Genomic DNA, 23,029 nt, shown 5'->3' with positions numbered 1-23,029 from the left:
ACTTTGTTGTAATAATCGCGATCGTATCAAATATTACTCTGACTTCGAAATCGAACTTTTTTTCCGGAATGAATAAAACCTCCTCCACCCCTTTTTTCAAGATTCTCTTCGTTTTAGGCTGGGGTTCTTTCGCATTCTTTTTACCTCTCTTCGGAATCGTTTACTGGGAGAACCGGAACATGGAAGCGGTGTACACGTCCCTTTCAACGTCCGGCCAAAGAGAGTTCGGAGTACTGATGGAAAATACCCGTCTGGAGAAATTAGGAAGAACCGTTCATCTCTATACTTATTTGGTTCCGGACGAAATCGGCAAAAAGCATGAGGTAACGGAAGAAGTAGACGAAATGACGAATCGAAGAATGCGCGTCGGAGATACCATCACGGTAAGAAGACAAACTTGGTTTAGTCTAGGAAAGTCCAAGGTGATATCTCGAATCGTAGGGAATAAGGCTCCTATACCTAGCTTTCGCTTTTTAGAGGAATTGTTCCTAGGTGGAATCCTATATTCCGTAGTTCTAATCGGATTGGGACTTTATTATCGAGCCTTCAAGGCGCAGGCAGAATAGTATTGAACGGATTTTCCTTCTGGAATATCAATTGGACCTGAAACGGTTCCTGTATGTATCTTGACGGATTCATTTCGTACGAAATAAAACAATAATATTTTTCATAAACGATTACGTACATATAATCTTTGAACTTTATGTATTTCATTTGATGCCGAATACCGCGCATCCAAATGGAATCTTCAAAAACCCTTTCGTATCGTACCGCTGCCGAAGTAACTTTCTTCAGTTCTTCAGGAGTCATTTTCTCCGAGTCACGCTTACGCAATTCCAACTTTAAATGTCGGATTAAATTGTACTCCAACTTGGCTTTCTCAATAATGTCGGTATTCGGAAGAGTCTTAAAATAATGTTCGTAATATTCCCGGTCTAAGGACTTCCCATCCCGATGAATCTCCTCCCCTTCTTCCGCCGCAGAATTCGCTTCCTTGGGGTTTTGCGTTTGTGCAAAAAGAGGGAACAATCCCAGAAATGCAGTTAAAGCGATGATTGATAAAAGCGGTGTCGGCATACCGGTATCAATAAAGATATCGGACAGGGGGGCGTTTTTCCCCCCATTTTTTCCCGCTTTTTATCCTGCGGAAAGTTCTTCCAAAAGAGCACGTTCCCTACGTAGCATCTCGGAAACTTCCTCTTCACCTAACAACTTGGCTCCTAAAAGAGCCATGTCATAGACCGATCTGGCTAGTTGTTCTGCGCGCTCCGGACGAACGCCCTTACTCGTACTTAGAATATTACGTATCAGTCGAGACTTGCGGTTTACCAGCAGAGTATGACTCTTTAATAGGTCGGAGGACTTCTGGCCGTAGATTTGGCCCATTTCCGCCAATCGACGCAATTGTTCGGGCAATAAAATCACTGCCGGAACGTCCTCGGATTTTAGGGCTTCGGTACGGATCTCCACTCCTTCCCGAGCGATCGCTTTATTGAAGATTTCCTTTAGTCGTTCCTCTTCGGTTTTATTTTCGGAATCGGCCAAACTAGGACTGGCATCCTTATCCAATGTTTGTTCCGCCAACTCCGAATCGACTCTTTGAAATTTCCAATCCTGGTTTTTACTTTCTAAAAACTGCAGGAAGTGATTGTCGATTCTCGAATCCACTAGGATCGCCTCGAGTCCTTGGGATTTCAAAAGATCCATATAAACGGATGACAATTCGGTTTCGTTGGCATAATAGACCGTACCGGAATTTTTCTCTTTGTTTCGAGAAACGTAATCCTCTAATTTCGTGAGTTCTCCGTTGGAAGAACGAAAGAAAACCAAATCCTTTGCAGATTCGTAGAATTTTTCGTCGGTCATTAAACCGTATTTCACGAATAAGGAAATCTCATCCCAATTCTTTTGAAAAGTCTCCGAATCCCTTTTAAATTCCTCCTGAAGTTTATCAGCGACTTTCTTGACGATATGAGCGGAAATTTTTTTGACCAAAGGATCGTTTTGTAGATAAGAACGGGATACGTTTAGAGGAAGATCCGGTATATCCAAGGTTCCCTGCAATACGGTTAAAAATTGCGGAACCAATTCTTTTGCCTCATCACTAACGAATACGTGATTGCAATAGAGTTTTATCCCCATACGATTCGCATCCAGCTCATGCCTAAGCTTCGGAAAATATAGGATCCCTTGGAGACGGAAGGGATAATCCACGTTTAAATGTACGTGGAATAATGGGTCGCCCGCGAAGGGAAAGAGATACCGGTAAAATTCCTCATACTGTTCCTTCTTTACGGCGGAAGGTTGCTCACTCCAAAGAGGAGTTTTCTTATTTGCTTGTTCCCCTTTAACAAAAATGGAAATCGGAAGAAAATCGCAGTATTTGCGAACTAGTTCTTTTAACTTCCACGCATCTAGGAATTCCCCGGAATCCCCGTCCAAGAATAAAGTGATCTTGGTGCCTCGAGTCGTTTTCTCGTTCGTCTTTAGGGTAAAGTCCGTGCCGGATTCGCTTTCCCAGGTTACCCCGACGCTTCCCTTTCGATACGATTTGGTTTCGATTCTTACTTTTGCGGATACCATGAAGCTGGAATAGAAACCGAGACCGAAATGCCCGATGATTTCAGGCTTGTCGCCCTCGCTTTGGTATTTTTTTACGAACTCTTCAGCGCCGGAAAAAGCGATCTGATTGATGTATTTACCGACCTCTTCGTCGGTCATACCGATTCCATTGTCTTCGATCGTAAGAGTTCTCTCTTGTTGATCGAAGTCTATATCGATTTTATAATCCGTGCCGCCTTCAAATTCTTCGCTTAAAGATACTTTCCTGAGTTTGGAAATCGCGTCGCATGCATTGGAAACCAGTTCTCGTAAAAAAATATCTTTTTCCGAATACAACCATTTCTTAATGATCGGGAAAATGTTTTCCGTTTCAACGGAGATTCTACCTTTAATTTCTTCGCTCATAAGGATTCCTTTTGTTGTGCATCGCCGAGGATAAGCTCCGCCGACCGGAGCAGATAGGTTTTTGAAATTGAATCAAGCTTCGGATATAGGGCGACCAACGAACTCGATGCCGATTTCCAACCTATCAATAAAGAAGCATCGTCTTCCGAGACGCCCTTGGCAAGAATCGAATGCTTCAATACCAAACCTCTTTTAGAACCGATCCAGTCGTCAAGTCGTTTCAATAATTCTTCGTGCTTCCGTATTCTCCTTAGACGGAAGAACCAAACCGTCGCAGCACCCGCAAGCCCGAAGAAAAGGGCGACTATAATTACGGTCTTTACTTTTATAATTTCGCCGGTTTCCCGAACCGGGTCTGCGGCCTTCAAGGAACGCGGGCCTATTTTTACCGAAGGTAGTCGAATTGAAACTTCGGAATAGGCTCCCGAGTATGGATCAAAGAAAACGAACGGGAGTTTTCCGGGATTCCAAAGTCCCTGCTTACCGGGCAGGACAGAATACACGTAAGAATAATTTAAGCTAAATCCATATTCACCGGGATCCAATTCCCTGAATTCCCGCTGTGGAGAAGATTGGACTAGCGTAATATCCGGAAAACAATCCGCCTGTCCGCATCCTTGCCGAATCGGATCCTGGACCGGTGCGAGATTTCCTTTTCCTTTAATGACTATTTTAAAAAGGAAGGGCTCTCCTTCCCGAGCCTCTTCCGGCGCATCTTTAGCTTCGATTTGAAATTTTCCGACGGCGCCTCCGAAGTTTGCCGACGAAGGACTCGGCAAGGGCCTAACATGAATTTTGCCTGGAATGCTGCGCAAAGTTCTCATATGAAAATAGGATTGAAGCTGGCCTTCCAAATGAAACGAAGTTAAGCCTAAGGAATATTCTCCCGACTTCAAAGGCGTCAATATGAAGAATTCCTTATTATAAGGGAAAGTTTCGTACAATACGCCTTCGTAAACCACCGCTTCAGGAATGTTTAAGCTCATCCCTGACAGGATCTCGCTTCTGAAATAGGGAAATTCGATCGAGCTGGCAGGATCCCGATCGAAGTAGGGCCTTACAATATCTTTATAATATAATGTAAAAAATCCTAATACTGGCTGCCCTGTCCAGACCTCTTTCTTGTCTAATTGGAAGACGACTTTTAGATTTTCATCAGCCGGCCCTTGGTCGCTTTCGTTCGAAAAAAACCGACTCCAAATTGAACCGGGCCCCCGAGGAGATGAACGCTTCGCTCCGAATTCCACTGCGAGTATTCCCGAATGAACTCGTTTCCCGTCCACTTCCAACTCGATTTCCGGTACTGAGTATTTTCCCGGAGCGGAAACGACCAGTCTGTATTTCAGCAATTTTTTCCGGTATGCTTTATAATTCAAGATGGTCGTATTATCTTCCATTCCCCAATAAACCGCTTTGATTCCATTTCCTTGAAATTCTTTTTCTAGGATGCGAACTTGTGCAGCTCCTTCCAATTCAAAGACGGCAAACACCGGATCTCCCAACTCCGCACGAGATTGGCTCAGATAAAATCTAGGCTCACCCGCAAATAAGGGTAAGGAAAAGAAAGTGAATAAGAGAACGATGCGATATAGATTCACCAAAAAACCTCCCGGTTCCTGGAACCGATGCTTTTTCGTTTTACCGCGTCCAAATCCAATGAATCCATCATTCTTTCCAGGTCCGATTCAGATTGGGATTTTTGATCCCGCTTTTTATCTTTCTTTCTCGCCGATTGACCGTCGGTCCCGCTCTCTTCCGGCTCGTGTTGCCGGCTTTCGTTTTTGGGTTTTCCTTGGCTATTTTGATTTCCGGAATTCGAAGACTCTTTCTTTTGCGGAGGGGGAAGCTTCCGCAACCACTCCAAATTTTTTCTAGCGGCCTCCTGTTTTGGGTTCTCCTTCAAGGATCTCAGAAAACTTTCCGCCGCCTTTTTTCGATCGCCTAATCTTAGATAGGTGTTACCCAAATTAAAATAAGCTTTGGACCTAAGTTGCGCATCTTTCGATTCTAACGCCTTTTCGAAATGTCGTAAAGCCGTATCCAAATCACCGGTCTTATATTTTGAAGTTCCCCGATTGAATTCTAATCTAGGATCGCCAGGAAAGTAGGATTCCGCTTCGTTGTATCGTTCGCTGGCTCCCGGAAAATTTCCTTCTTCGTAGGCTTCGTTCCCTTCCTTAACTCTATTCCCCCCGGGATCCAATTCCACCGCACCGAGAGTTCCAGAGCCCATCATGAAACTATAAAGTATAAGAACCGTCGCCGAAAACTTCCAACGAAGTAATTTGGAATATTTACCCCAGGCCTCTAAGACGATAAAATCGAATAATAATAACAGGAAGGCCGGCAATAGGAAATTTCTATATCCTTCCGCCCTTCTTAAATCCTTCATTCTCCTACTTGTATTCTTGTCCATGGATCGAACTCTCGAAGTGAGATCGACCGCGCTCGGACTGACTCTATTGAGAGAAAGAAATTCGCCGCCGTTCGCATCCGCCAATGATTTCAAGAAAGCTTCGTTCGCCCTAGTCTGAACGACTCCGGGAGAATTTTCATAGGGAGCCAGCGAGCCGTCTCTAGTCAGATAGCCGTTTAAAACGGCCCCCTCTTCCTTATAAGCGATCGGACCTCCTTCCAAAGTTCCCACAGACCAAACGATTAAATCGGCCGGGAACCGAAATAGTCCCGGATTTTGGATATCTTCGCCATCGGTAATCAAGACAACTACTCGGCTGCGAAAGACTCGATTGGATCGTAAGACTTCTTCGGCCTTCCGAAAGGCCGCGTCTAAATCCGTTCCCCGATCTCCGACCATATCCACATCCAGCCCCCGAACGTAATCGGCGAAGGCGCTTATATCCGAGGTCATCGGACAATATACGAACGGGGTAGCCGCAAAAACGATCATACCGAACCGATTCCCGGATAATCCGGGAAGAATTCGTAGAATCGTTTCCTTTGCCCTAACTAGTCTCGTGGGCGACGTATCTATTGCCTGCATCGAAAGACTTACATCCACTAAAAAAAGAAAATCCACGCCGTACAACGTTTCCTCTTCCTTAGACTTGGGTCCCGCGTTCTGTTGAAAGCTCATTGCACAAAGAATCAACGCAAGGCCAAGACAAATCAGTCTTGATATGATAAGAAATACGGACGGAAGACTCGCTTCTCTTCTCAGTCCCGGATATTTAGTTACCCAGTTTCGCCAAAAGAAATAAAATGCGACTCTTGCAAGAACGTATATACAATAGATACACCCGATGCCGATTAAGAATCCTCGTAAAATTTCATCGGTCATACGTAATACCTCAGAAACCAAGTTCTTACGAACAAATCCGCGGCCAAAAGCAATAGCGAAACAATCAAATAGTATAATGCATCCGTCTCTCTTACCTCTTCCGGAGGAAGCGCTAAAGGATCTTTTTCCAAAGCATCGATGGCGGCAAGGACCTCTCGGAGCTGGCTCGTATCTTCCGCTCGGTAAAACATACCGCCGGTCTTGGCCGATAACTCCGAAAGTATATCGAAATTTATTTCGTAGGATTGGTCCTCCTTGCCGATTCCTATGCTATAAATTTTTATTCCGATTTGGTCCGCAATTTCGGTCGCAGTGACCGGATCGATCCTGCCCGTATTGGACACTCCATCCGTAATCAAAACAATAATTCTGGATCGAGCTGGAGAACGTCTCAATCGGTATGAGGAAAGTATGACCGCATCTCCAATCGCAGTTCCTTGCTCCGGAACCGTTTCCTCCTCCACGACTCCTAAAATTTCCTCCAACGTAGCACGGTCACTTGTCAAAGGAGATTGCAAGTATGCTCCTCCGGCAAACACCACTAAACCGATTCGATCGGTTTCCCTTTTTCGGATAAATTCGCGCAGTAATTTCTTCGAAACTCCTAAGCGGGTATCCGGAAGAAAATCCCGGCTTCTCGACATCGAACCGGAGACGTCTAATGCGAGCATTATATCTACGCCTTTCGTTTCGTTCGGAAGAAAACGGTAATACTGGCCAGGCCCCGCTAATGCGATCGTCATCAAGCTTAAGGAGATGGGTCGAAGTAACGGGAACCATTTTGAAACCGTTTCACGCAAAAAATTTCGTCCGCCCGAATCTGCTCCGGGAATTCGCAACTCCATCCTGAGCGCAGGGTTCTTCTTCCAATAGGAGAACGCTGTCCAGAGCCAGATCGGGAAAAGTAGAAAAAGATAATACGGCGCCTCCCACTCGTTCATTTTTCGAAGGCTCCCCTCCAAAAATCCAGAGCGGCGATCGCTTCATCCTTTGTGAGCCTGGATTCTTCCGAGGAATATTGCGCTTTTCGCAAGCGACTTTCCCAGACTCGAATCACCTCTTCATCGATTGAAAACGAATCGAATATCCTCGCGAATAATTCCGTTTCCGTAAGATGGGATGTGGGCGAACCGAGCTTTTTAGAAACCACTTCCCGAATATATCCGGAAAGCAATCTGTAAAACTCTCTTGCCGGAATCGGGGGAGATTCGATCAATTCGCTTAACCGATTCTCATACCGAAGAATTTTTTGGATCCAGGGATCGGTCTGTAGGATGGCGTCCATCGGATCTTTTGTCCTGGTCCTATGCAGGTAATAAGCATAAAGTGCGCTTAAAATTAAAGCTGCAATTCCCGCCATGAGACCTATTAATCTCCACCCGTAAGGTCCCGAAAATGAATCGGGCGGGAGGACGTCCTCCGGCGATTTATCTTTTTCTAATAGGGAAGTTTCGACCTGCAACCCTACTTTAGACGAGTTTTCCTTGCCTGTCGAATCCTTCCAAGTAATCGGCAGAATAAAAGTGCCGCTCGCATAATAAGCTACCTCGAGACGAATTCTATTCTGTCCGATATCCGAGGAGAAGACTTCGAATAAGGGCAGATCCGGAGCTTCGGAATCGGTATGTATTCCTAAAGCAGGAACCTGGGGAGAGTCGACCTCTCCTTCCGCGAAGTTTAAAACATAAACGGATGTTTGCCCGATGACTACTTTTTGCGGGCTCCATTCTTCCGAGAAGGCAAAGGCGGAGTCGGCCGCCAGAAATAGCAGGAGCCAACCCAAGACGACTCTCATTTTTCTCTCCACCAATAAGAAAGAATTCGGGATGGATCGTCATCGGAGCCTTCAAGGTCTAAAATTCTTTCCCGAAATAACTGCTCCAAATTCGAACGACGGTGCTTCTCGCCGCCCCTATTCCAAAATGGACCATCGGTCTCAGGATCTTTTCTTAGGAAAAAAGAAAATAACCCCCGAGGCGGAGCGGACTCCAAAGGATCGATGAAACGAATAGCGTGCAAAGTATGAAATTTTCGTAATCCGGCCAGTTTACGTAGCGGAGGAATATTATCAAAATCGGATAGAATGTACGAATCGGTATGACGTCTGATCCTATCTTTCAGCATGACGAAAGGAAGATTCGGATCCGTTTTACGACTATGAGCCGTTCTCGTTCGAATCCGTTCCAAAACCGGAAGCGCTTCTTCCACCGTCCGAACATATCCGGTCTCATGTTCCAATCGGTCCGAATACAAAAGAATTTTCGCTAAGTTCCCTTTGCGAACATACAGTAATACTAATAAAGCCAGAACCTGAAACGCATTTTCGGCTTTTGTCCAGTCTCCCGAACTCCAGTTCATTGAATCCGATACGTCCAGAAAAAAAACGCCTAGCCTTTCCTTCTCTTCATAAAATTCACGAACGTGAAGCTCTCCTAAACGAGAGGTCACATTCCAGTCGATAAGACGAGTGTCGTCTCCTACAGAGTACGGACGAACATCCTTAAAATCGAGTCCCCTACCCTTCCTTTGACTTGCAGCAGATCCTTGTCTTTCTCTTTGAGAGAATCCTTTCTCCTTAAATTCCAGGAGTCGAACCAGACTTTGGTACTCCTTCCGAAGCATCTTATAAGACCTGCGTGGCCTCCGAAACCGTTTGGATCACGGACTCGATTCCGACTTCCTCGGAAATGGCTTCGAATGTGAGAAGAATTCTATGGCGAAGAATCTCCGGCAGAGAAGCTTTCACATCCTCCGGAATTACGTAATCCCTGCCTTCCCAGAGTGCGCGAGCTTTCGCGGCTTTTAATAGACTGAGACTTGCCCGGGGCGACGCTCCGTGTTTCACGTACGGGAGCAGATCCGGAATCGTTTTTTCCTCCGGACGGGTATTACGAACCAATCTTACGATATAACTTTTTAATTTCGGCTCCACATGCACTTTGTCCACTAAAGAGGACAGTTTAAGAATTTCCCTAGATCCAGCCACTTTCCGAATTCGCTTTTCGCCTGGTGATAAGCGACCATGCTGCTCCAAAATAGCCAGCTCTTCGTTCATTGCGGGATAATCCACCAGAACTTTCATGAAAAATCGATCCGTCTGGGCTTCGGGCAACGGATAAGTCCCGTCCTGATCGATCGGATTTTCGGTAGCGAGAACAAGAAACGGGCGCTCCAACGGAAACGTATTCTCTCCGATCGTCACTGTTCTTTCTTCCATGCATTCCAATAAGGCGGACTGAACTTTGGCTGGAGCTCGGTTAATCTCGTCCGCTAAAAGAATCCCGGTAAAGATCGGACCTTTTCGAGTTCTAAAATCCCCGTCTTTCGGATTGAATACCACGGTCCCGACTAAATCGGCAGGAAGTAAGTCAGGAGTGAATTGAACTCTCTTAAAATCCAAGTCCAAGGCTGCGGACAAGGACTTGGCCAAGAGTGTCTTTGCGAGACCTGGCATCCCCTCCAAAAGTACGTGGCCTTGACAAGTTAAGGAAAGTAATAAGCTGCGAACGACCGCATCTTGTCCCGTGATCTCACGCGAAAGTTCCTCCCGAATTTTATCCAGTGTATCTTTTGCGAAAACTAAGTCCGATTCGATTAAGGAATTATTTTCCATTTGCAGGGATTTTGGCTCCATATGATCTCGTGGGTTCTATCCGAATTTAACGTTCCGCGGTCCAGCGGCCAGAACTATTGGTACCTTGGTACGCTCCCTGGATTTTTTTGCCTTCGAACTCGCCCGTATACGTTTGGTTAAACGGAACGTTACTACCTATTTCAGAACAACGCGCGCCCGAGCAGGACCTCACATACCGAATGGATTTGCCGGTCACCTTGATTTGACCCAAGGACTCGTTTACTCCCTTCCCCCAATTGGAAAAACGCATAGTACCTCCGATTCCTCCCGTCTTTCTCGGAAATAAAACCAGCACGCCTTTGTGCATTCCCACTTGGAGCTTATAGGTACCGATAAAGCTTTTTTCCGCGTCGGTTAACGGAACTTGGCCAACTTGTAAGGATTGCGCGTCTTCCAAAAATTCGATCTTTTCGATCGTTTCCAAAGGGAGCGCAAAGTCCGGGTCTTTCAAAACAAGTTTCTTATCATCCAAAGAAATTAGCGTCCCCTCCGTAAAAGACCCGCTGTAAGTAACTTTCGCCTGACGGCCGATGGAACCGCACCCTTTACTCCAGTAGCCGAGCAAAAAGAAAATCGGCGCGGCAAAGAGAAATCCCAAGGCAATTGCCTTGGGACCCGAAATTTCAAACTTAGGTTTTGTTTCGTTCATCTTTCTCCGGGAAAGCAGGATTATTTACAATTCTGCATTTCTCCCATTTTGGAGTTTTCCTTACCGTTGATGAAATATTTTTTCCCCTGCGGCGTGGACCAACATCCGTTCTTGGCATTCGTCCCGACCATGATAGGACCTTCTCCCAATTTAGCCCCGGATTCATCGTATTCGATGGCTCTGTTTTCATCGATGATATCGAAACTCTTCTTGCCGTTTTTATAATATGTGAACGGAAGATCCGGACGAAACTTCGCATTCAATTCGTCGTTTTTATCGTCGATAAGAAGGATGGAGAAACTCATCTTTCCTTTTCCGATCATTTGTCCCTCTTTATCGTATGCTTCCGCCGACGACATCATGAATTCGTTCGACATCGCTCCCTTGTAGGCGACGTTTCCGTTACTCCAATAGAATTTCCAATCTCCTTTGCGCGTATGATCCCTTTGGCCTTCCGCGAAAACCTTTCCATTTTTGTAATATTCTTTCCAGGGGCCGGTCCTAAGCGATTTTCTGTCCGCGCCGGTGCCCTTCGGAGCATACGCGCCATCCGCCTGAACCTGCCCGTTATCGTAGTAGCTCTTCCAGTTCCCGATCTTTAGATCCTCGGCATAATTGCCTTCGGAAGAAAGGGTGTTACCGTCCTTCTGATAATTGGTTTCGTGGCCGCTCTTTTGTCCGTTCTTATAATCGGTCACGGATTTTTTGGCCCCGTCTTCAGCGTAATATTCTTTCCATGTGCCGACCTTCTTATCGTCGGCATAAGCGCCCTCTTCCAAAAGAAACCCTTTCTCGGATTTAGACCAGTATGGTCCGTTCTTCTTATCGGCTTTATATACCGTGCTCTCCGTTTGAGTGCCGTCTTTCGTCAGTTTCTTTTCTTCACCCTCTTTTAAACCGGCTGCATAAGGAGTTTCCCGCAACGTTTCTCCGGTTTCGTAAAGAGTTTTCCAAATTCCTTCCCGCTTATCGTCCTTATAGTCGCCGACGCGAGCGAGCACGCTGAATTTCTTTTTATTAGCGTCTTCCTTCTCCGCGTATTCTTTCCATGTTCCGTTCCGTTTCAGTTTCTTAATTTGATCCGGAGTCAGGGCCGAGACTAGATCGGGCGTGCAGGGTTTGCCGGAACAATCGAGAGTAACGGGGCCTTCGGCTTTTAAGTTGAATGTTTCTTTAAACTTTTCTACTCGCAGATTCGGATCCAAAATCTGGAACTCCTGGTCTTTGCCTTTATTTTCCGCAATGTTAAGTGAAGAGCACCGAGCGAGAATCGCCGCGGCGAAAAAGAGAATTACAATACGTTTCATGGAATTGCCTTATGAAAAATCTAACTCCCTAACCTAAGGCGTTGCCGAAAACCCGTCAACCTCCTTTCCCGAAAGGAAATGTCGAATCCGTTGCTAGCGGCGGGAGAAAATTTTGAAAACGATCCTTATACCCCGCCCTCGTGGGCGGGGGCCGGAGCGAAGCGGTGGAATTGCCGTATTTCACAAAATCGGCCTCTTCGCAAGAATTTTTCGAACCTTCCGACTTGCGGGAACTCCAACAAAGAAAGAATCGACTCGATGAGAAATGCAAAAGAGAGGAAAGAATTTATTGTGATGAATCAGGATCGTGAAGTCGGATAAATCTCAAAAAGGGACGATAGCAATCGACGGCCATATGACCGCTGTCCGCAAACGCATTACAATCATAATCCTTTGCCTCGGCCATATCCAGAAATGGAATCCCGTAGGAAGCGTTGATCGGCAGAATTCTCTCCCACCACGGAGCGGGAATTTTTAATTCAGCCAAAAGTTTTTCCAGAGGAAGGGATACTTCGGGACGAACGACGAGCGTAGGTATCCGGTTTTCTTTTACGAGAGAAAGAATATCTTCGTAAAACTTAAATTGCATTTCGGAAGGAGCATACTTGGGGTAAATCCAGCCGATCGTACGAATGGAGCTATCCTCCAATTTTCCGAAATCGCGTTCCACGAACGCGCCGGCAGGGGCGAAGGCATTACCCTTATCCTTGTATAAGGAATCGATCGTCATTTTTTTAATGAGTTCCGCCATCTCGAACTTTTGATTCGTGAGTCGATTCACTACGTTGGAAAGATACGGCTTGTTTTTGCTCACTCCGAAGAGAGTATTTCCGAGATAGTAATTTACGTTTTCCCGACCGAGATCCCAAGCGTGAGAAAGAATAAATCTCAGATCGAAACTATTGGCAAGATTGGATTTTTTAAAGGTCGTGCTATTCGCATTGAATTGGAAAGGGTCCGCTTCCATAACCAAGAGGTCCGGTTTAACGCCCCCCTCCGTCATTCTCTCCAAAAAATAAAGATAATAGGCCGGAGTTGTGACCGCCGAAGAAAAATTGTAAACGTCCCAGTCCGGATAAAAATCCAAAATTTCCTGGTTCTTAAAATAAAGCATCCGGGATGAACCCATCAGCACGACTAATTTCTTCTTGGGTTTTTCCCGGGCCCCGCTCCCGTATTCGCGAATCAGTTCTTTTAACAGATCCTGCTTAACGTCGTAGTAAATGTATGTGAATTCGGTTTTTAAGTAGTCTCGAACCTTTTCCAAAAAGAAAAGCTTATCCACTAAGAATACGAATAAAAAAAGGAGTACGGGATAGAATAGATACGGTTTCGTGAGGAAATTCTGAATTTCCTCGGATTCAATTTTCCGCTCGGACACGAACTCAAGACTCCCCGGTCAAGCCGGGATGTCAATCCTAAACGGGAAGTCGATTAAGCCGTAGCAAGAGTCTCGGACGACTTTCTACGTTTTTGAATATCGGCCAGCCAATCCTGAGCGTTCTTTTGGTAGGAAACCAAACGCTTAACGTACACTCTTCTCTCCGGATCCAGAATTTCTCTGGCTTCGCGAATGATCTCTTCCACGATCTTAATGTGAAAAGAGAAATGACTCGCAAATAGATTAAAGTGTTCCCTCTCCTGGGACAACCAATCCTTGGATTGGATATCTTTGAAAAAATCTTCCATGCGATTGATGTCGGCATCGAAGTCGGAGTCGTAGGGGGAGTTCAGGATAGCGATCGTGTCCGTTATGTCAGTCAGACTTTGAAAATAAGAGTCTAAATCTTGATATTCCACCGGCACTACCACCTCAGAAAAGAAATCCTTCGCGGACTTTCCTAAGACGGGGCAAAACCCTGAGATCGATTGGAGAGAACCGCGAAACCCTGTTCACAACAGGTTCAATTGTCATTTTTTTTTAGGGGGTCAAGGCATCAATCGCTTTTTTGCTCCGATCGAAAAAGGAGAACTTGCCGGGAAATCCGAAACCGTTTTGTTTTGAATTTGGGCGGCCCCCTCGCAAGCTCGGGTCACGCTGTTTCGGGCTCCGCTTCGCTTCGGTCCCAGCGCGTTTTTTTCTTAAAACAGGGTAATTATTTCGGCAACGCGCCGCGACCGGTTCCCGCCCTACACATCGTTGCCGCGGAGCAAACAAGGTTAAATGTCCGAACCATTTTATCGAAATAGACGGACGGAATCGAGTGTAACCGTTTCAAAAATGCGGCCGGCAAATCGTAACTATTATTCGGCTATTTTGCCATCGACTCTGCAGAAACATAATCCATTCCGAACGCTTCCGAAACCGCTTTGTACGTGATATTTCCTTGAATGATATTCGCTCCGAGCGATATTTCGTGATTTTCAAGGACCGCTCGTCTCCATCCTTTATTCGCAATTTCTAATATGTATGGGAGTGTCGCATTCGTGAGAGCCAATGTGGAAGTTTTTGGAACCGCGCCGGGCATGTTCGCCACGGAGTAATGAACGATGGAATCGATTATATAAGTCGGGTTCTCGTGAGTGGTCGGCTTCGAGGTTTCAAAACACCCGCCTTGGTCTATGGAAACATCCAAAAGCACGGCTCCTGCTTTCATCGTCGAAAGCATATCTTTCGTGATCAACCTAGGAGCCTTAGCGCCGGGTAATAGAACGGCTCCGATAACCACGTCCGCGATTCGAATCAACTTTCGAATTTCCGAGGGAGTCGATTTTACCGTGATACAATTCTTCGGCATGATTTCGGATAAATGACGCAATCTCTCTACGTTAGTATCCAAGATATAAACTCTCGCTCCCAATCCTGCAGCAATCTTGGCCGCATTGGTTCCGACGACTCCCGCACCGATGATGACCACTACTCCCGGTTCCACACCCGGGACTCCTCCAAGAAGAACTCCGTTTCCTCCATAAGTCATTTCCAAATATTTCGCACCCTCTTGAGCCGCCATCCTTCCGGCGATTTCGCTCATCGGGGTCAGCAAAGGTAGGGAACCGTCCGTCTTTTGAACCGTTTCATAAGCGAAGCAGATCGACTTAGTTTTGATGAGCGCCTTTGTAAGTTCTTCCGAAGCGGCCAAATGCAAAAACGTAAATAATATTTGATCCTTTCGGATCAGGTCGTATTCGGAAGGCTGCGGCTCCTTCACATGCAATAAAATATCCGCTTCTTTAAAAATCTCCTCCCGCTTTTTCGCGATTTTCGATCCGTGCTCGGAATATTCCAGATCCGTAAAGCCGCTTTTCTGTCCGGCTCCTTCCTCCACGAGTACCTCGTGACCGTTATGCCTTAAGATCTCCGCGCCGGCGGGTGTCATACAGACTCGATTTTCTGCGACTTTGAGTTCTTTCAAAATTCCTATCTTCATACTGAACGGAAATCCATCTTTATTAGAAAATTTTTAATCGTAGAACAAAATGTAATAAGCGAATAATTTATTGCAATCACTGTTAACTGCGAATTGAGGATCGAACTTATCGAATTTCCCTTGTTCGTTCGAACTACGAACACAATGATGGACCGCGAATCCTTCCGATCGATAGGTTAGAAACAAATCGAATTTCCGAAATAGGAAAGAACGGAATCCCTATAGTAAATTTAGTAGAAATTAAACGGAATTGATGCGGAGTATTATTCGATAGAAATCGCTCCTGCGTATCCCGATTCAGAATACCGGCTTTGAAACGTTGTTATTAATAGTTCTCGTTAATTCGACGGATTTTCCGAAGCGTAAAACCCGTCGAGCCAAAATCGATCGGAGGCCCCGGAGCAATATCTCCGGCATTCAATTACGGCTCAAGTACTCCAGTAAATGCATACTTTCCTCGTCCCATCCTTCGGAGGCCGCTTCAATCCAATGTTCGAATTTTTCCCCCGCAGGATATCCGGAATTCGTTAAGCGAAGAATCGTTGCCTCATCTCCGTCTCGCTCAAATTCCAATTTCAGCTCGATCGCGCCGGCGGGATGATCCTGCCATTCCAAAACCAATTCTTGGAACGGAACGATTTTCTTGTATATTCCCTTGGATGTTAGCTCTCCTTCCGGACCTAGATTCCAAGTCCAAGAAAAAGTAGCGCCTATCTTGGGCCGGCCAGTCACCTTATCCGCGAGCCAATGAATGAGTTCCTCGTTCACCGTGACGGCGCTCCATACTTTTTCCAAAGGATATTCGTATCGAAATTCCTTAATTATGCTTCTTGTGTCCATACTCAAAAGGGGTTTCCTTCAATGGAAATCTTTATATAACTTCTTAAACAACACTTTCTCCAAGAAAGCGGGCGAGATATTTCTCATCCACTTTAAAAAAAATCCGCTTCTATCCATAATCACCAACTTCGATTTCGGATTTTCCACCGCAGAGATCATCTTACGTGCGACTTCGGCCGGAGATTTGCTTTTTCCTTGGTAATGGGATTCGCCCAAACGATTTCCGTCTCCGTCCAAACCGTTCGCTCTTAAATTCGTTTTAGTATAAGGAGGACAGAAAATGATAAACCGTAATCCTTCCTCCTCTAATTCGATCCGAGCCGATTCCATCACTGCGTGCAACGCCGCTTTGGAAGAGGAATATGCGCTCCTTCCCGGAATACCGTATAGGCCGCTAACCGTAGATGTGGCAAGTACCGTTCCTTTCTTCTTTTTAATATAAGGCAACAGTCGAAGAGTCAAGAGGACGGGTCCGAAAAAATTCACTTCGAAAGCTTTACGAAACGCTTCCATTTGAGTTTGATCAAACCGCGAATGAGCGGTTATGCCCGCATTATTAAATAGGACGTCGATTCCGTCGGTTATCTTTGCAAGCTTACTCGCCGCTTTATTGATTTCTTTTTCGGAACTAAGATCCGTAGAAATGTGAAAGAGTTCCGCTATACGATGTTCGTGACCTTTTGCGACCTTTTTGATCAATTCAGGCTCGGTGCGCGAAAGATTAATGATTTTGCATGGAATCTTCGATAGCAATTCCAGGAGAGAAGCTCCGATCCCCGAAGATCCTCCCGTAATTACGATTGTTTTGCCTTTCCAGGCATCCATCTGCATTGGCGTTTATCTTTCCACGGTCAAAGGTAGATTCAAGGATTTTTTCTCACTCGATTCGTTACGATCTCTTCTCTTTCGCAGTAGGGTTAGGAATTCCGTCCGATCCTACTTCGTCTTGGATCAGTCGAGCTTCCGCTCGGAAAGTGAGATAGGACCAAAACCAAGTAATTAATATCGAGACCTTATTTTTAAAGCCGACCTGATAAAACAAATGCACGAATAACCAAGCAGCCCATCCGAAAAACCCTTTCATTCTCCAAAGCCCGACTTGCGCGACCGCATCCTGCCTGCCGATTGTGGCCATACTTCCCTTATCAACATATTTAAAGGCGGATCTCTTCTTTCCTTTCAGATCCCCAAAAATCAAAGACGCCACATAACGTCCTTGCTGCATCGCGACGGGAGAGACTCCCGGCAAAGGCCGTTCCAAATTTTTGGTAAAGTTGGCGATATCACCGATCACGAACACTTCCGGATGGCCTTCGATATTACAGAATTCATCGACCATTACGCGCCCGGTCCGATCCAGCGGAACACCCAACGCTTGACTGATCGCGTTTGCCTGCACCCCGGCGGCCCAAATGATATTCGAGCAGCGAATCGTGCGCCCGTCTAAATGTACGCCCTCCTCATCGATATTGATTACCTTTGTTCCGATTAGAACTTCGACTCCTCTCTTTTCTAAACGGGTTTTAGCGAACTCGCTCAGATTCGGATGGAACGCCATCAATAATCGTGGAGAAGCTTCGATTAAAGTAATTTTAGATAAGGCCGGGTCTATCCTATGAAACTCGTTCCGTACGATCTCGTGAGATAGTTCGGCGATGGATCCGGCGAGCTCCACCCCTGTCGGGCCGCCGCCGATGATTACGTAATTGAGTAGGGACTTGGCAATCTCCTTATCTTCTTCCAATTCCGCACGCTCGAAGGAAAGAAGCAATTTCGTCCGGATCTCAAGCGCGTCCTTTAAACTTTTTAAGCCGGTGGTGTATCTTTTCCAATGATCGTTTCCGAAGTAGCTAGTGCGAGCGCCGGCGGCGAGGATTAGAAAATCATAATCCTCCGAATGATCTTGGAAATAAACTTTCCGTTCTTTAATATCGATTCTGTCGACTTCTCCTAGATAAACGGTGACGTTTTCGTTATCGCCGACCAGGGAGCGGGTGGGAATCGCAATATCCGCAGGACTTAAAACTGCGGTCGCAACTTGATAAAGCAAAGGTTGGAATAAATGATGGTTTTTTTTATCAATTACGGTGATGTCTAGATTTTCATCTTTGGAGAGTTTTTTTATCGCCTGCAATCCCCCGAATCCGGCGCCGATTACCACTACTTTCTTTTTTATCTTTTTGTTATTGGGCATTCCTCGCTCCGTTTTTATTCAGGATAAATTCCAGAAACCCTTCGGAGGCTTCCGAAACGATATTCAAGACCTCTTCGAAGTCTTTTAAAGTTCCATAATATGGATCCGGCACTTCATGGTCCTTTACTTCGCCTTTTTGAAATTTACGAAAAAGATGAACTTTCTTCCTTTCTTCTTCTCCGGAGGTTAAACTTAATAAGTCGCGCAGATTAGAGCGATCCATCGCTAAGACAAAATCGAAATCCTCGAAATCGGATTTCTTAAACTGCCTCGCTCGATGTGTGAGCTCAATTCCTCGTTTCCTTGCGGTCTGGCGAGTTCTCAAATCCGGTAATTCGCCTATATGATATTGCGAGGTCCCGCAGGAATCGATTTCAAAGAGTCGCTCGATTCCCCTTCTTTGGACCAAATCCTGAAACGCCCCTTCGGCAGCTGGAGAACGACAAATATTCCCGAGACATACGAATAAAACCCGAATCTTATTTTCAAAGCCCTGTTCTTCCGAAAACGGCATCGCGCTCCCCTATTTAGATCCGATTTTCTCCCAGAGAAATTCGGGCACAATCCTCATCAACGCACCCACGAACACCCACGGGAACCAAGGCACCGTTGCGGAACGGGCACCTGACTCGATTCTATTATAAATTTTTTGCGCACCGACCGAAACGGGAATTACGAAAGGTCTAGATTCCATTTGTTGATTGATGGGCGTATCGATAAAGCCCGGATGAATCACTGTCACTTTGATTCCGTAATTTCTCACTTCACCGCGCAACGCTTCCAAATAAGTGGACACTGCCGCCTTGGATGCGCAATAGCTGGACGACCCGGGCAATCCCCGGAAGGACGCAACCGACGAAATCCCTACGATCCGACCGCTCTTTTGTTTTTTGAAAAAACCCATCAACGCGGAAACACCGGCCATCATGCCGATTAGATTCGTTTCGATGACTTTCTTGTCCGCTTGGAAGCTTTTCTCGCCGAAGGAAGATGTAGTGGAAATGCCTGCATTAGCGATAAAAAGATCTACGCCGCCCAACTCTTTGACTAAAGTCGGCAAGACCTTGAAATTTTGCTCCGAGTCCGACACGTCAAGCGCCTTCACTATGACTTTGCCGCCGGACCCGAATGCCTTGATTTCCTTGGCGAGATCGTCTAAGGCTTTTTTTCTGCGGGAAGTTACGGCTAAATCACAACCTGACTTTCCGTAGAGGAGGGCTAATTCCCTCCCGATACCGGAACTGGCCCCGGTAATAATAACTTTTTTATGAACACGGCTTTCTGACATTTTTAGAAACGCCCTTTTTCTTCATTTAATTGGTTTACCAGCTAGACAGGAAAGGAATTATTTTACCAGTAAAATACCCCGGAAAAAATAGGCATAATGCTCTGCCCGATGTTTGGGACAAAACAAGGGTCGGTTCCGTATCGAAAATGCGAAATCCAGAAGATGAAATGAACTCGAAAGACCAAGAGATCGAAAGACTCAAAAAGCTTGTAGAATTGTACGAACGAATCTCCAAGCTCGGAGAGCAAGAGCTCAAGGAAGCCGAGAATATTCTAAACGCTCAGGAAAACGCGGCTAGTCTGGCAAGGACCGAACTTTTAGAAATGCGGGATCGATTTAAAGGTCTCGGCCAGTTGTCTTCGGAACGCAAATCGGCTATTCTAGAAATCGTAAACGATAAACAGACGCCATTATCCGGATTGGCGAGTAAATTCGAGGAAATGGGAAGGAAGCACGATTACTTCTATTCGGATTTTTTCCGAATCGTCGCGAACCTAGATCTACCCGAATCGGAAGCCCGCACGTTATGGAAGGAAATTTATTCCCATGCGGAAGATATCAGCCTCAAATTAGGGCGAAGTATGAATTTCATTGTGGCGTTGCTCGATTACATTTATCTCAAGAATCGTCTCATTGAGAACCCCAAAATCGTGGACATGTATTCGTTCGAGGAGATTATCCTAAACGCGGTCATCGACGAAGGCACAGGCATCTATAATAGACGTTATTTTAATCTTGTCCTAAATAAAGAGATAACTCGAAGCAAGCGATACAAACGTAGCTTTTGTCTTTTTCTCTTCGATCTTGATGATTTTAAAAAAATCAACGACTCGAAGGGCCATGCATTCGGCGACGATATCTTAAAGCTTGTGGCCGGAACCCTTATGTATTCTTTTCGAACGGAGGATATCAGCTGTAGGGTTGGAGGAGAGGAGTTTGCCGTTATCCTTCCGGAAACGACTCGAGAAAACTCCAGCGTTGCGATCGAGAGATTCAGAACCTATCTTCGAAATTCTTCCAAAAACGACTTCGGAATAGAAGTCACCGTTTCCGGGGGCCTGTCGGAATACCCTGCAGATACGGAAGAAAGCAGTCGGCTTTATTCAATTGCCGATTCTCGGTTGTACGAAGCAAAGGCTGCCGGAAAAGACCGGATCACCTATTAGAAAATTCGATTAATTATAGTTAGGCGGCTAAACGTCCGACTATTCAAAGAAGAAAGTCCTCTAATAGATTCTTCAATCCTGAATCTGATATTCTATTTCTTTCGTAGTAATTTCGTTTAACTTCGAGATTAAAAGTTCGTTCGTATTCGCAAGGCGATCCGCCAAAATACGTACCATTTTAGCGGCAAATTCCGGGTTTGAAAGAAGATACTTTTCCAATTGCTGCTTACTCTCGATTGCGGCGAGCTCGGTGGCCAAAACGGCTCTTGCAGTGGCTGTCCGAGGCTTAGCCCTGAACAAGGCCATTTCCCCGAAGAAGTCCCCCTTTTTCATTAGCGCGAGCCGCGTGGCGGTGTTTTTGTGCGTAAAGAAAATTTCTACCGTACCGGAGAGTACGATATACATCGTATTGTTATTATCTCCTTCTCGAAAGATCACTTGTCCTGCTTGCACGGCAATTTTATTCATTCTATTCCTGCTTTCTCTCCCTAACTTTTTCGATCTAGCTTGCCAACTCTCTAATAGAATAGACTATTCGTTTCGATGAATTCTATCCTTTCCTCAAGCTTAGAAGGCGTCGGATTGCTATTCCTAGCGATCCTTCTCCTTTTTATTCCTTCTTTTCGTTCCCTATTCGACCACCGCGCTAACCAACCTCATGCCAAACCGAAAGCCAGGAGTGCGGTCGTCGATTTTATCCGTGGAATTTCCATTTCCGGAATTGTCGCCATCCATCTAGCTTCTTATTACAAGTTTTTCGGACCGAATGAACCTTTTTCGACTTGGGCTTTGTCTGTGTCCAATCTAGCTCGGTTTTCCGTTCCCGCCTTTCTAATATCATCGGGAATCTACCTCTCGTACTCGAGTCCTTCCTCTTACTGGAAACCCAAGTTTTCGGGGTTAGTCTTACCCTACACCTGTGTATTCCTCGTCGGAGCGACCGTAAAATTCGGGCTCCCCCCCGATTGGCGGCAATGGATTTTAGCCTACTTGAAAGGGTCCTTGTTCGCCCCGTTTTATTTCGTTCCCTTGATGATACAAGCCTACGTATTCTTTCCTTTCATCCTCCGGTCCCTTCATAAAATTCCTTGGGCGATTCTTTTCACTGTCTCGCTAACGATTAACATAATCTCCAATCATATTTTCGATTATGTCGACTTGGGATTTAAAACCTGGGAGCCAGTTTTATTGACTCATTTTATATTCTTTTTTATGGCGGGAATTCTTTCCGCGGCGAAATTTCGTCACCCGTCTCTACTGGAAACCATACTCGGGAATATTCCGAAAGGGAACCCGTTTTGGAAATTGCTCGGTGCCCTTTTGCTCGTTTATGCCTTGGTCAGCATTATATTAACCTTCAAGTTTGATTTTGAAGTCTCAAATCATCTGATTTTTTATCCGTTAGGAATGTTTTTGATTTTATTTCATTGGGGGAATCATATCGAAGCGAAAGGAACGCCTCCCCTCCCCTATCGCATTCTTTGCTCTTTAGGAAAAGGAAGTCTAGGAATCTTCCTATTGCATCCGATCGTAATTCATTTTTTTCATTCCCAAAATCCGTTTGATCCTTGGTGGATCCAAGTCCCATTTTACTTCTTCACATGGGCAGTAAATCTAGCGCTCCCCTGGTTGATCTGGGATGGCGGAGCCAGGATATTACGTCTCTTTAAAAAACCCCAAACGCCGGACTAATATCAAGACATCCCGTTTTTGAATCGAGGATCCTCCGTGACCCCCGATTCCCTGACTTCGGAAAGGGCTTCCGAATACGCGATAAGAACCTTAAGCGCAAAAACGCTTCTTTCACGTATATACGAATCTTCTTGGGAAATAGGGTCGCCAGGATTGATTAGGTGTTCGGCGTCCCGAAAGAGCAATTGTTCCGGGATATAGCAAAGTTTGCTATTCTTGTAACTGCTTGAGCGAAGCTCATCCACCGGAAAAGCTCCTCCTCGACCGGCAGAAACACCGGCGAGTAACGCGGGCTTATGACCAAGCTGGGGCAACCCGGCGTATAAAAAGAAATTCTTCAGAGCGGGACTCGCCATCCCGGCATACTCGGGAGTAACTACTACAAAGCCGTCGCAGCTTCTAAGTTCCGTATCGATCGGTTTCCAGAGAGAATCCCATTCCAGGCCGCCATCCCAAAAACTTTCATCCCAAATCGGCAACCTCGTTTTCCCTAAATCGAAAATCCAAGTTTGAACCGACATCTCCTTTAACTTCAAAGCAAGAAATCCTCCCACTTTTGCGGATTGAGATTCTTTTCGATGCGATCCTACGATAATTCCTATTTTCATTTCGTCCCTAAGCGAACG

Annotated in this window: 23 protein-coding genes; 3 read left to right on the top strand and 20 right to left on the bottom strand. The window is 45.7% G+C overall.

The annotated features are described in order from the left end of the window. Window positions 1-68 precede the first annotated feature (68 nt). Window positions 69-566: a hypothetical protein gene (locus LEP1GSC058_RS19150; protein WP_016551258.1), complete on the top strand. Its 498-nt coding sequence runs from the start codon at window positions 69-71 to the stop codon at window positions 564-566. On the opposite strand, the gene LEP1GSC058_RS19145 is transcribed toward LEP1GSC058_RS19150, so the two are convergent. From LEP1GSC058_RS19145 to LEP1GSC058_RS19055, 18 genes are all read right to left on the bottom strand, one after another. Continuing rightward, entirely contained in the window at window positions 547-1,077 is a 531-nt protein-coding gene (locus LEP1GSC058_RS19145) for a hypothetical protein (protein WP_016551287.1), read from the bottom strand. The two genes, LEP1GSC058_RS19150 and LEP1GSC058_RS19145, sit on opposite strands and share 20 nt — an antisense overlap. Window positions 1,078-1,137: 60 nt before the next feature. Next, a complete protein-coding gene (htpG, locus tag LEP1GSC058_RS19140) occupies window positions 1,138-2,967 on the bottom strand; it encodes a molecular chaperone HtpG (RefSeq protein WP_016551151.1) in 1,830 nt (609 codons plus the stop codon). Beyond that, on the bottom strand, window positions 2,964-4,565 hold the full coding sequence (locus tag LEP1GSC058_RS19135; RefSeq protein WP_084680440.1) for a BatD family protein: 1,602 nt from the start codon (window positions 4,563-4,565) through the stop codon (window positions 2,964-2,966). The genes htpG and LEP1GSC058_RS19135 overlap by 4 nt, the downstream gene beginning before the upstream one ends. Beyond that, complete coding sequence (batB, locus tag LEP1GSC058_RS19130) at window positions 4,562-6,265, bottom strand: VWA domain-containing protein BatB (protein WP_016551337.1); 1,704 nt, start codon at window positions 6,263-6,265, stop codon at window positions 4,562-4,564. Before batB ends, LEP1GSC058_RS19135 begins: the two co-directional genes overlap by 4 nt. Then, complete coding sequence (gene batA / locus LEP1GSC058_RS19125) at window positions 6,262-7,206, bottom strand: VWA domain-containing protein BatA (protein WP_016551268.1); 945 nt, start codon at window positions 7,204-7,206, stop codon at window positions 6,262-6,264. The genes batB and batA overlap by 4 nt, the downstream gene beginning before the upstream one ends. Beyond that, window positions 7,203-8,060 (bottom strand): LB_053 family protein, encoded by an 858-nt coding sequence (locus LEP1GSC058_RS19120; protein ID WP_016551373.1) that lies wholly within the window; start codon window positions 8,058-8,060, stop codon window positions 7,203-7,205. The genes batA and LEP1GSC058_RS19120 overlap by 4 nt, the downstream gene beginning before the upstream one ends. After that, window positions 8,057-8,887 (bottom strand): DUF58 domain-containing protein, encoded by an 831-nt coding sequence (locus LEP1GSC058_RS19115; RefSeq protein WP_016551353.1) that lies wholly within the window; start codon window positions 8,885-8,887, stop codon window positions 8,057-8,059. Before LEP1GSC058_RS19115 ends, LEP1GSC058_RS19120 begins: the two co-directional genes overlap by 4 nt. Before the next feature lies 1 nt (window position 8,888). Beyond that, entirely contained in the window at window positions 8,889-9,899 is a 1,011-nt protein-coding gene (locus tag LEP1GSC058_RS19110; RefSeq protein WP_016551208.1) for an AAA family ATPase, read from the bottom strand. 25 nt (window positions 9,900-9,924) lie between these two features. Then, the gene (locus LEP1GSC058_RS19105) at window positions 9,925-10,548 is read right to left on the bottom strand and encodes an LIC20036 family protein (protein ID WP_016551284.1); all 624 of its coding nucleotides are present in this window, start codon (window positions 10,546-10,548) and stop codon (window positions 9,925-9,927) included. A gap of 20 nt (window positions 10,549-10,568) precedes the next feature. Continuing rightward, window positions 10,569-11,855, bottom strand: coding sequence for an LIC20035 family adhesin (locus LEP1GSC058_RS19100; RefSeq protein ID WP_016551189.1), 1,287 nt, complete (start codon window positions 11,853-11,855; stop codon window positions 10,569-10,571). A 286-nt stretch (window positions 11,856-12,141) separates the two neighbouring features. Further along, window positions 12,142-13,236: a DUF1574 domain-containing protein gene (locus LEP1GSC058_RS19090; RefSeq protein ID WP_016551106.1), complete on the bottom strand. Its 1,095-nt coding sequence runs from the start codon at window positions 13,234-13,236 to the stop codon at window positions 12,142-12,144. A 53-nt stretch (window positions 13,237-13,289) separates the two neighbouring features. Next, window positions 13,290-13,655, bottom strand: a complete 366-nt coding sequence (locus LEP1GSC058_RS19085) for a PLU-1-like domain protein (RefSeq protein WP_039948876.1) — start codon at window positions 13,653-13,655, stop codon at window positions 13,290-13,292. Window positions 13,656-14,107: 452 nt separating this feature from the next. Beyond that, window positions 14,108-15,223, bottom strand: coding sequence for an alanine dehydrogenase (gene ald, locus LEP1GSC058_RS19080; protein ID WP_016551224.1), 1,116 nt, complete (start codon window positions 15,221-15,223; stop codon window positions 14,108-14,110). A 417-nt stretch (window positions 15,224-15,640) separates the two neighbouring features. Beyond that, on the bottom strand, window positions 15,641-16,063 hold the full coding sequence (locus LEP1GSC058_RS19075; protein WP_016551276.1) for an SRPBCC family protein: 423 nt from the start codon (window positions 16,061-16,063) through the stop codon (window positions 15,641-15,643). Window positions 16,064-16,081: 18 nt separating this feature from the next. Further along, window positions 16,082-16,894, bottom strand: coding sequence for an SDR family NAD(P)-dependent oxidoreductase (locus LEP1GSC058_RS19070; protein ID WP_016551183.1), 813 nt, complete (start codon window positions 16,892-16,894; stop codon window positions 16,082-16,084). Window positions 16,895-16,952: 58 nt separating this feature from the next. After that, entirely contained in the window at window positions 16,953-18,257 is a 1,305-nt protein-coding gene (locus tag LEP1GSC058_RS19065; RefSeq protein WP_016551097.1) for an NAD(P)/FAD-dependent oxidoreductase, read from the bottom strand. Next, the gene (locus tag LEP1GSC058_RS19060; protein WP_016551330.1) at window positions 18,247-18,771 is read right to left on the bottom strand and encodes a low molecular weight protein-tyrosine-phosphatase; all 525 of its coding nucleotides are present in this window, start codon (window positions 18,769-18,771) and stop codon (window positions 18,247-18,249) included. The genes LEP1GSC058_RS19065 and LEP1GSC058_RS19060 overlap by 11 nt, the downstream gene beginning before the upstream one ends. Window positions 18,772-18,780: 9 nt before the next feature. Further along, window positions 18,781-19,545: an SDR family NAD(P)-dependent oxidoreductase gene (locus tag LEP1GSC058_RS19055; protein ID WP_016551356.1), complete on the bottom strand. Its 765-nt coding sequence runs from the start codon at window positions 19,543-19,545 to the stop codon at window positions 18,781-18,783. 146 nt (window positions 19,546-19,691) lie between these two features. Between LEP1GSC058_RS19055 and LEP1GSC058_RS19050 the strand changes: the two genes are divergently transcribed. Beyond that, window positions 19,692-20,711 (top strand): GGDEF domain-containing protein, encoded by a 1,020-nt coding sequence (locus LEP1GSC058_RS19050; RefSeq protein ID WP_039948875.1) that lies wholly within the window; start codon window positions 19,692-19,694, stop codon window positions 20,709-20,711. A 72-nt stretch (window positions 20,712-20,783) separates the two neighbouring features. Here the strand turns inward: LEP1GSC058_RS19050 and LEP1GSC058_RS19045 are convergent, their stop codons facing one another. Beyond that, the gene (locus LEP1GSC058_RS19045) at window positions 20,784-21,179 is read right to left on the bottom strand and encodes a Crp/Fnr family transcriptional regulator (protein ID WP_039948831.1); all 396 of its coding nucleotides are present in this window, start codon (window positions 21,177-21,179) and stop codon (window positions 20,784-20,786) included. Between the two features lie 75 nt (window positions 21,180-21,254). Here LEP1GSC058_RS19045 and LEP1GSC058_RS19040 point away from each other — a divergent pair, with 75 nt between their 5' ends. Continuing rightward, window positions 21,255-22,403, top strand: a complete 1,149-nt coding sequence (locus tag LEP1GSC058_RS19040; RefSeq protein WP_016551379.1) for an acyltransferase family protein — start codon at window positions 21,255-21,257, stop codon at window positions 22,401-22,403. Between the two features lie 2 nt (window positions 22,404-22,405). Here the strand turns inward: LEP1GSC058_RS19040 and LEP1GSC058_RS19035 are convergent, their stop codons facing one another. After that, complete coding sequence (locus tag LEP1GSC058_RS19035) at window positions 22,406-23,011, bottom strand: NADPH-dependent FMN reductase (RefSeq protein ID WP_016551129.1); 606 nt, start codon at window positions 23,009-23,011, stop codon at window positions 22,406-22,408. Window positions 23,012-23,029: the final 18 nt, after the last annotated feature.

Source organism: Leptospira fainei serovar Hurstbridge str. BUT 6, assembly GCF_000306235.2.
GTDB classification, from domain to species: Bacteria; Spirochaetota; Leptospiria; order Leptospirales; family Leptospiraceae; genus Leptospira_B; species Leptospira_B fainei.
The sequence above is the reverse complement of the archived record's forward strand: the minus strand, read 5'-3'. Positions and strand labels throughout refer to the sequence as shown.

Bases quoted from the DNA above. Each gene is read 5' to 3' on its own strand.
- LEP1GSC058_RS19060 (WP_016551330.1), bottom strand. From the start codon at position 18,771: ATGCCGTTTTCGGAAGAACAGGGCTTTGAAAATAAGATTCGGGTTTTA.
- LEP1GSC058_RS19105 (WP_016551284.1), bottom strand. From the start codon at position 10,548: ATGAACGAAACAAAACCTAAGTTTGAAATTTCGGGTCCCAAGGCAATT.
- batA (WP_016551268.1), bottom strand. From the start codon at position 7,206: ATGAACGAGTGGGAGGCGCCGTATTATCTTTTTCTACTTTTCCCGATC.
- LEP1GSC058_RS19065 (WP_016551097.1), bottom strand. From the start codon at position 18,257: ATGCCCAATAACAAAAAGATAAAAAAGAAAGTAGTGGTAATCGGCGCC.
- LEP1GSC058_RS19040 (WP_016551379.1), top strand. From the start codon at position 21,255: ATGAATTCTATCCTTTCCTCAAGCTTAGAAGGCGTCGGATTGCTATTC.
- LEP1GSC058_RS19115 (WP_016551353.1), bottom strand. From the start codon at position 8,887: ATGCTTCGGAAGGAGTACCAAAGTCTGGTTCGACTCCTGGAATTTAAG.
- ald (WP_016551224.1), bottom strand. From the start codon at position 15,223: ATGAAGATAGGAATTTTGAAAGAACTCAAAGTCGCAGAAAATCGAGTC.
- LEP1GSC058_RS19045 (WP_039948831.1), bottom strand. From the start codon at position 21,179: ATGAATAAAATTGCCGTGCAAGCAGGACAAGTGATCTTTCGAGAAGGA.
- LEP1GSC058_RS19150 (WP_016551258.1), top strand. From the start codon at position 69: ATGAATAAAACCTCCTCCACCCCTTTTTTCAAGATTCTCTTCGTTTTA.
- batB (WP_016551337.1), bottom strand. From the start codon at position 6,265: ATGACCGATGAAATTTTACGAGGATTCTTAATCGGCATCGGGTGTATC.
- LEP1GSC058_RS19075 (WP_016551276.1), bottom strand. From the start codon at position 16,063: ATGGACACAAGAAGCATAATTAAGGAATTTCGATACGAATATCCTTTG.
- LEP1GSC058_RS19120 (WP_016551373.1), bottom strand. From the start codon at position 8,060: ATGAGAGTCGTCTTGGGTTGGCTCCTGCTATTTCTGGCGGCCGACTCC.
- LEP1GSC058_RS19145 (WP_016551287.1), bottom strand. From the start codon at position 1,077: ATGCCGACACCGCTTTTATCAATCATCGCTTTAACTGCATTTCTGGGA.
- LEP1GSC058_RS19050 (WP_039948875.1), top strand. From the start codon at position 19,692: ATGCGAAATCCAGAAGATGAAATGAACTCGAAAGACCAAGAGATCGAA.
- LEP1GSC058_RS19035 (WP_016551129.1), bottom strand. From the start codon at position 23,011: ATGAAAATAGGAATTATCGTAGGATCGCATCGAAAAGAATCTCAATCC.
- LEP1GSC058_RS19055 (WP_016551356.1), bottom strand. From the start codon at position 19,545: ATGTCAGAAAGCCGTGTTCATAAAAAAGTTATTATTACCGGGGCCAGT.
- htpG (WP_016551151.1), bottom strand. From the start codon at position 2,967: ATGAGCGAAGAAATTAAAGGTAGAATCTCCGTTGAAACGGAAAACATT.
- LEP1GSC058_RS19100 (WP_016551189.1), bottom strand. From the start codon at position 11,855: ATGAAACGTATTGTAATTCTCTTTTTCGCCGCGGCGATTCTCGCTCGG.
- LEP1GSC058_RS19070 (WP_016551183.1), bottom strand. From the start codon at position 16,894: ATGCAGATGGATGCCTGGAAAGGCAAAACAATCGTAATTACGGGAGGA.
- LEP1GSC058_RS19110 (WP_016551208.1), bottom strand. From the start codon at position 9,899: ATGGAGCCAAAATCCCTGCAAATGGAAAATAATTCCTTAATCGAATCG.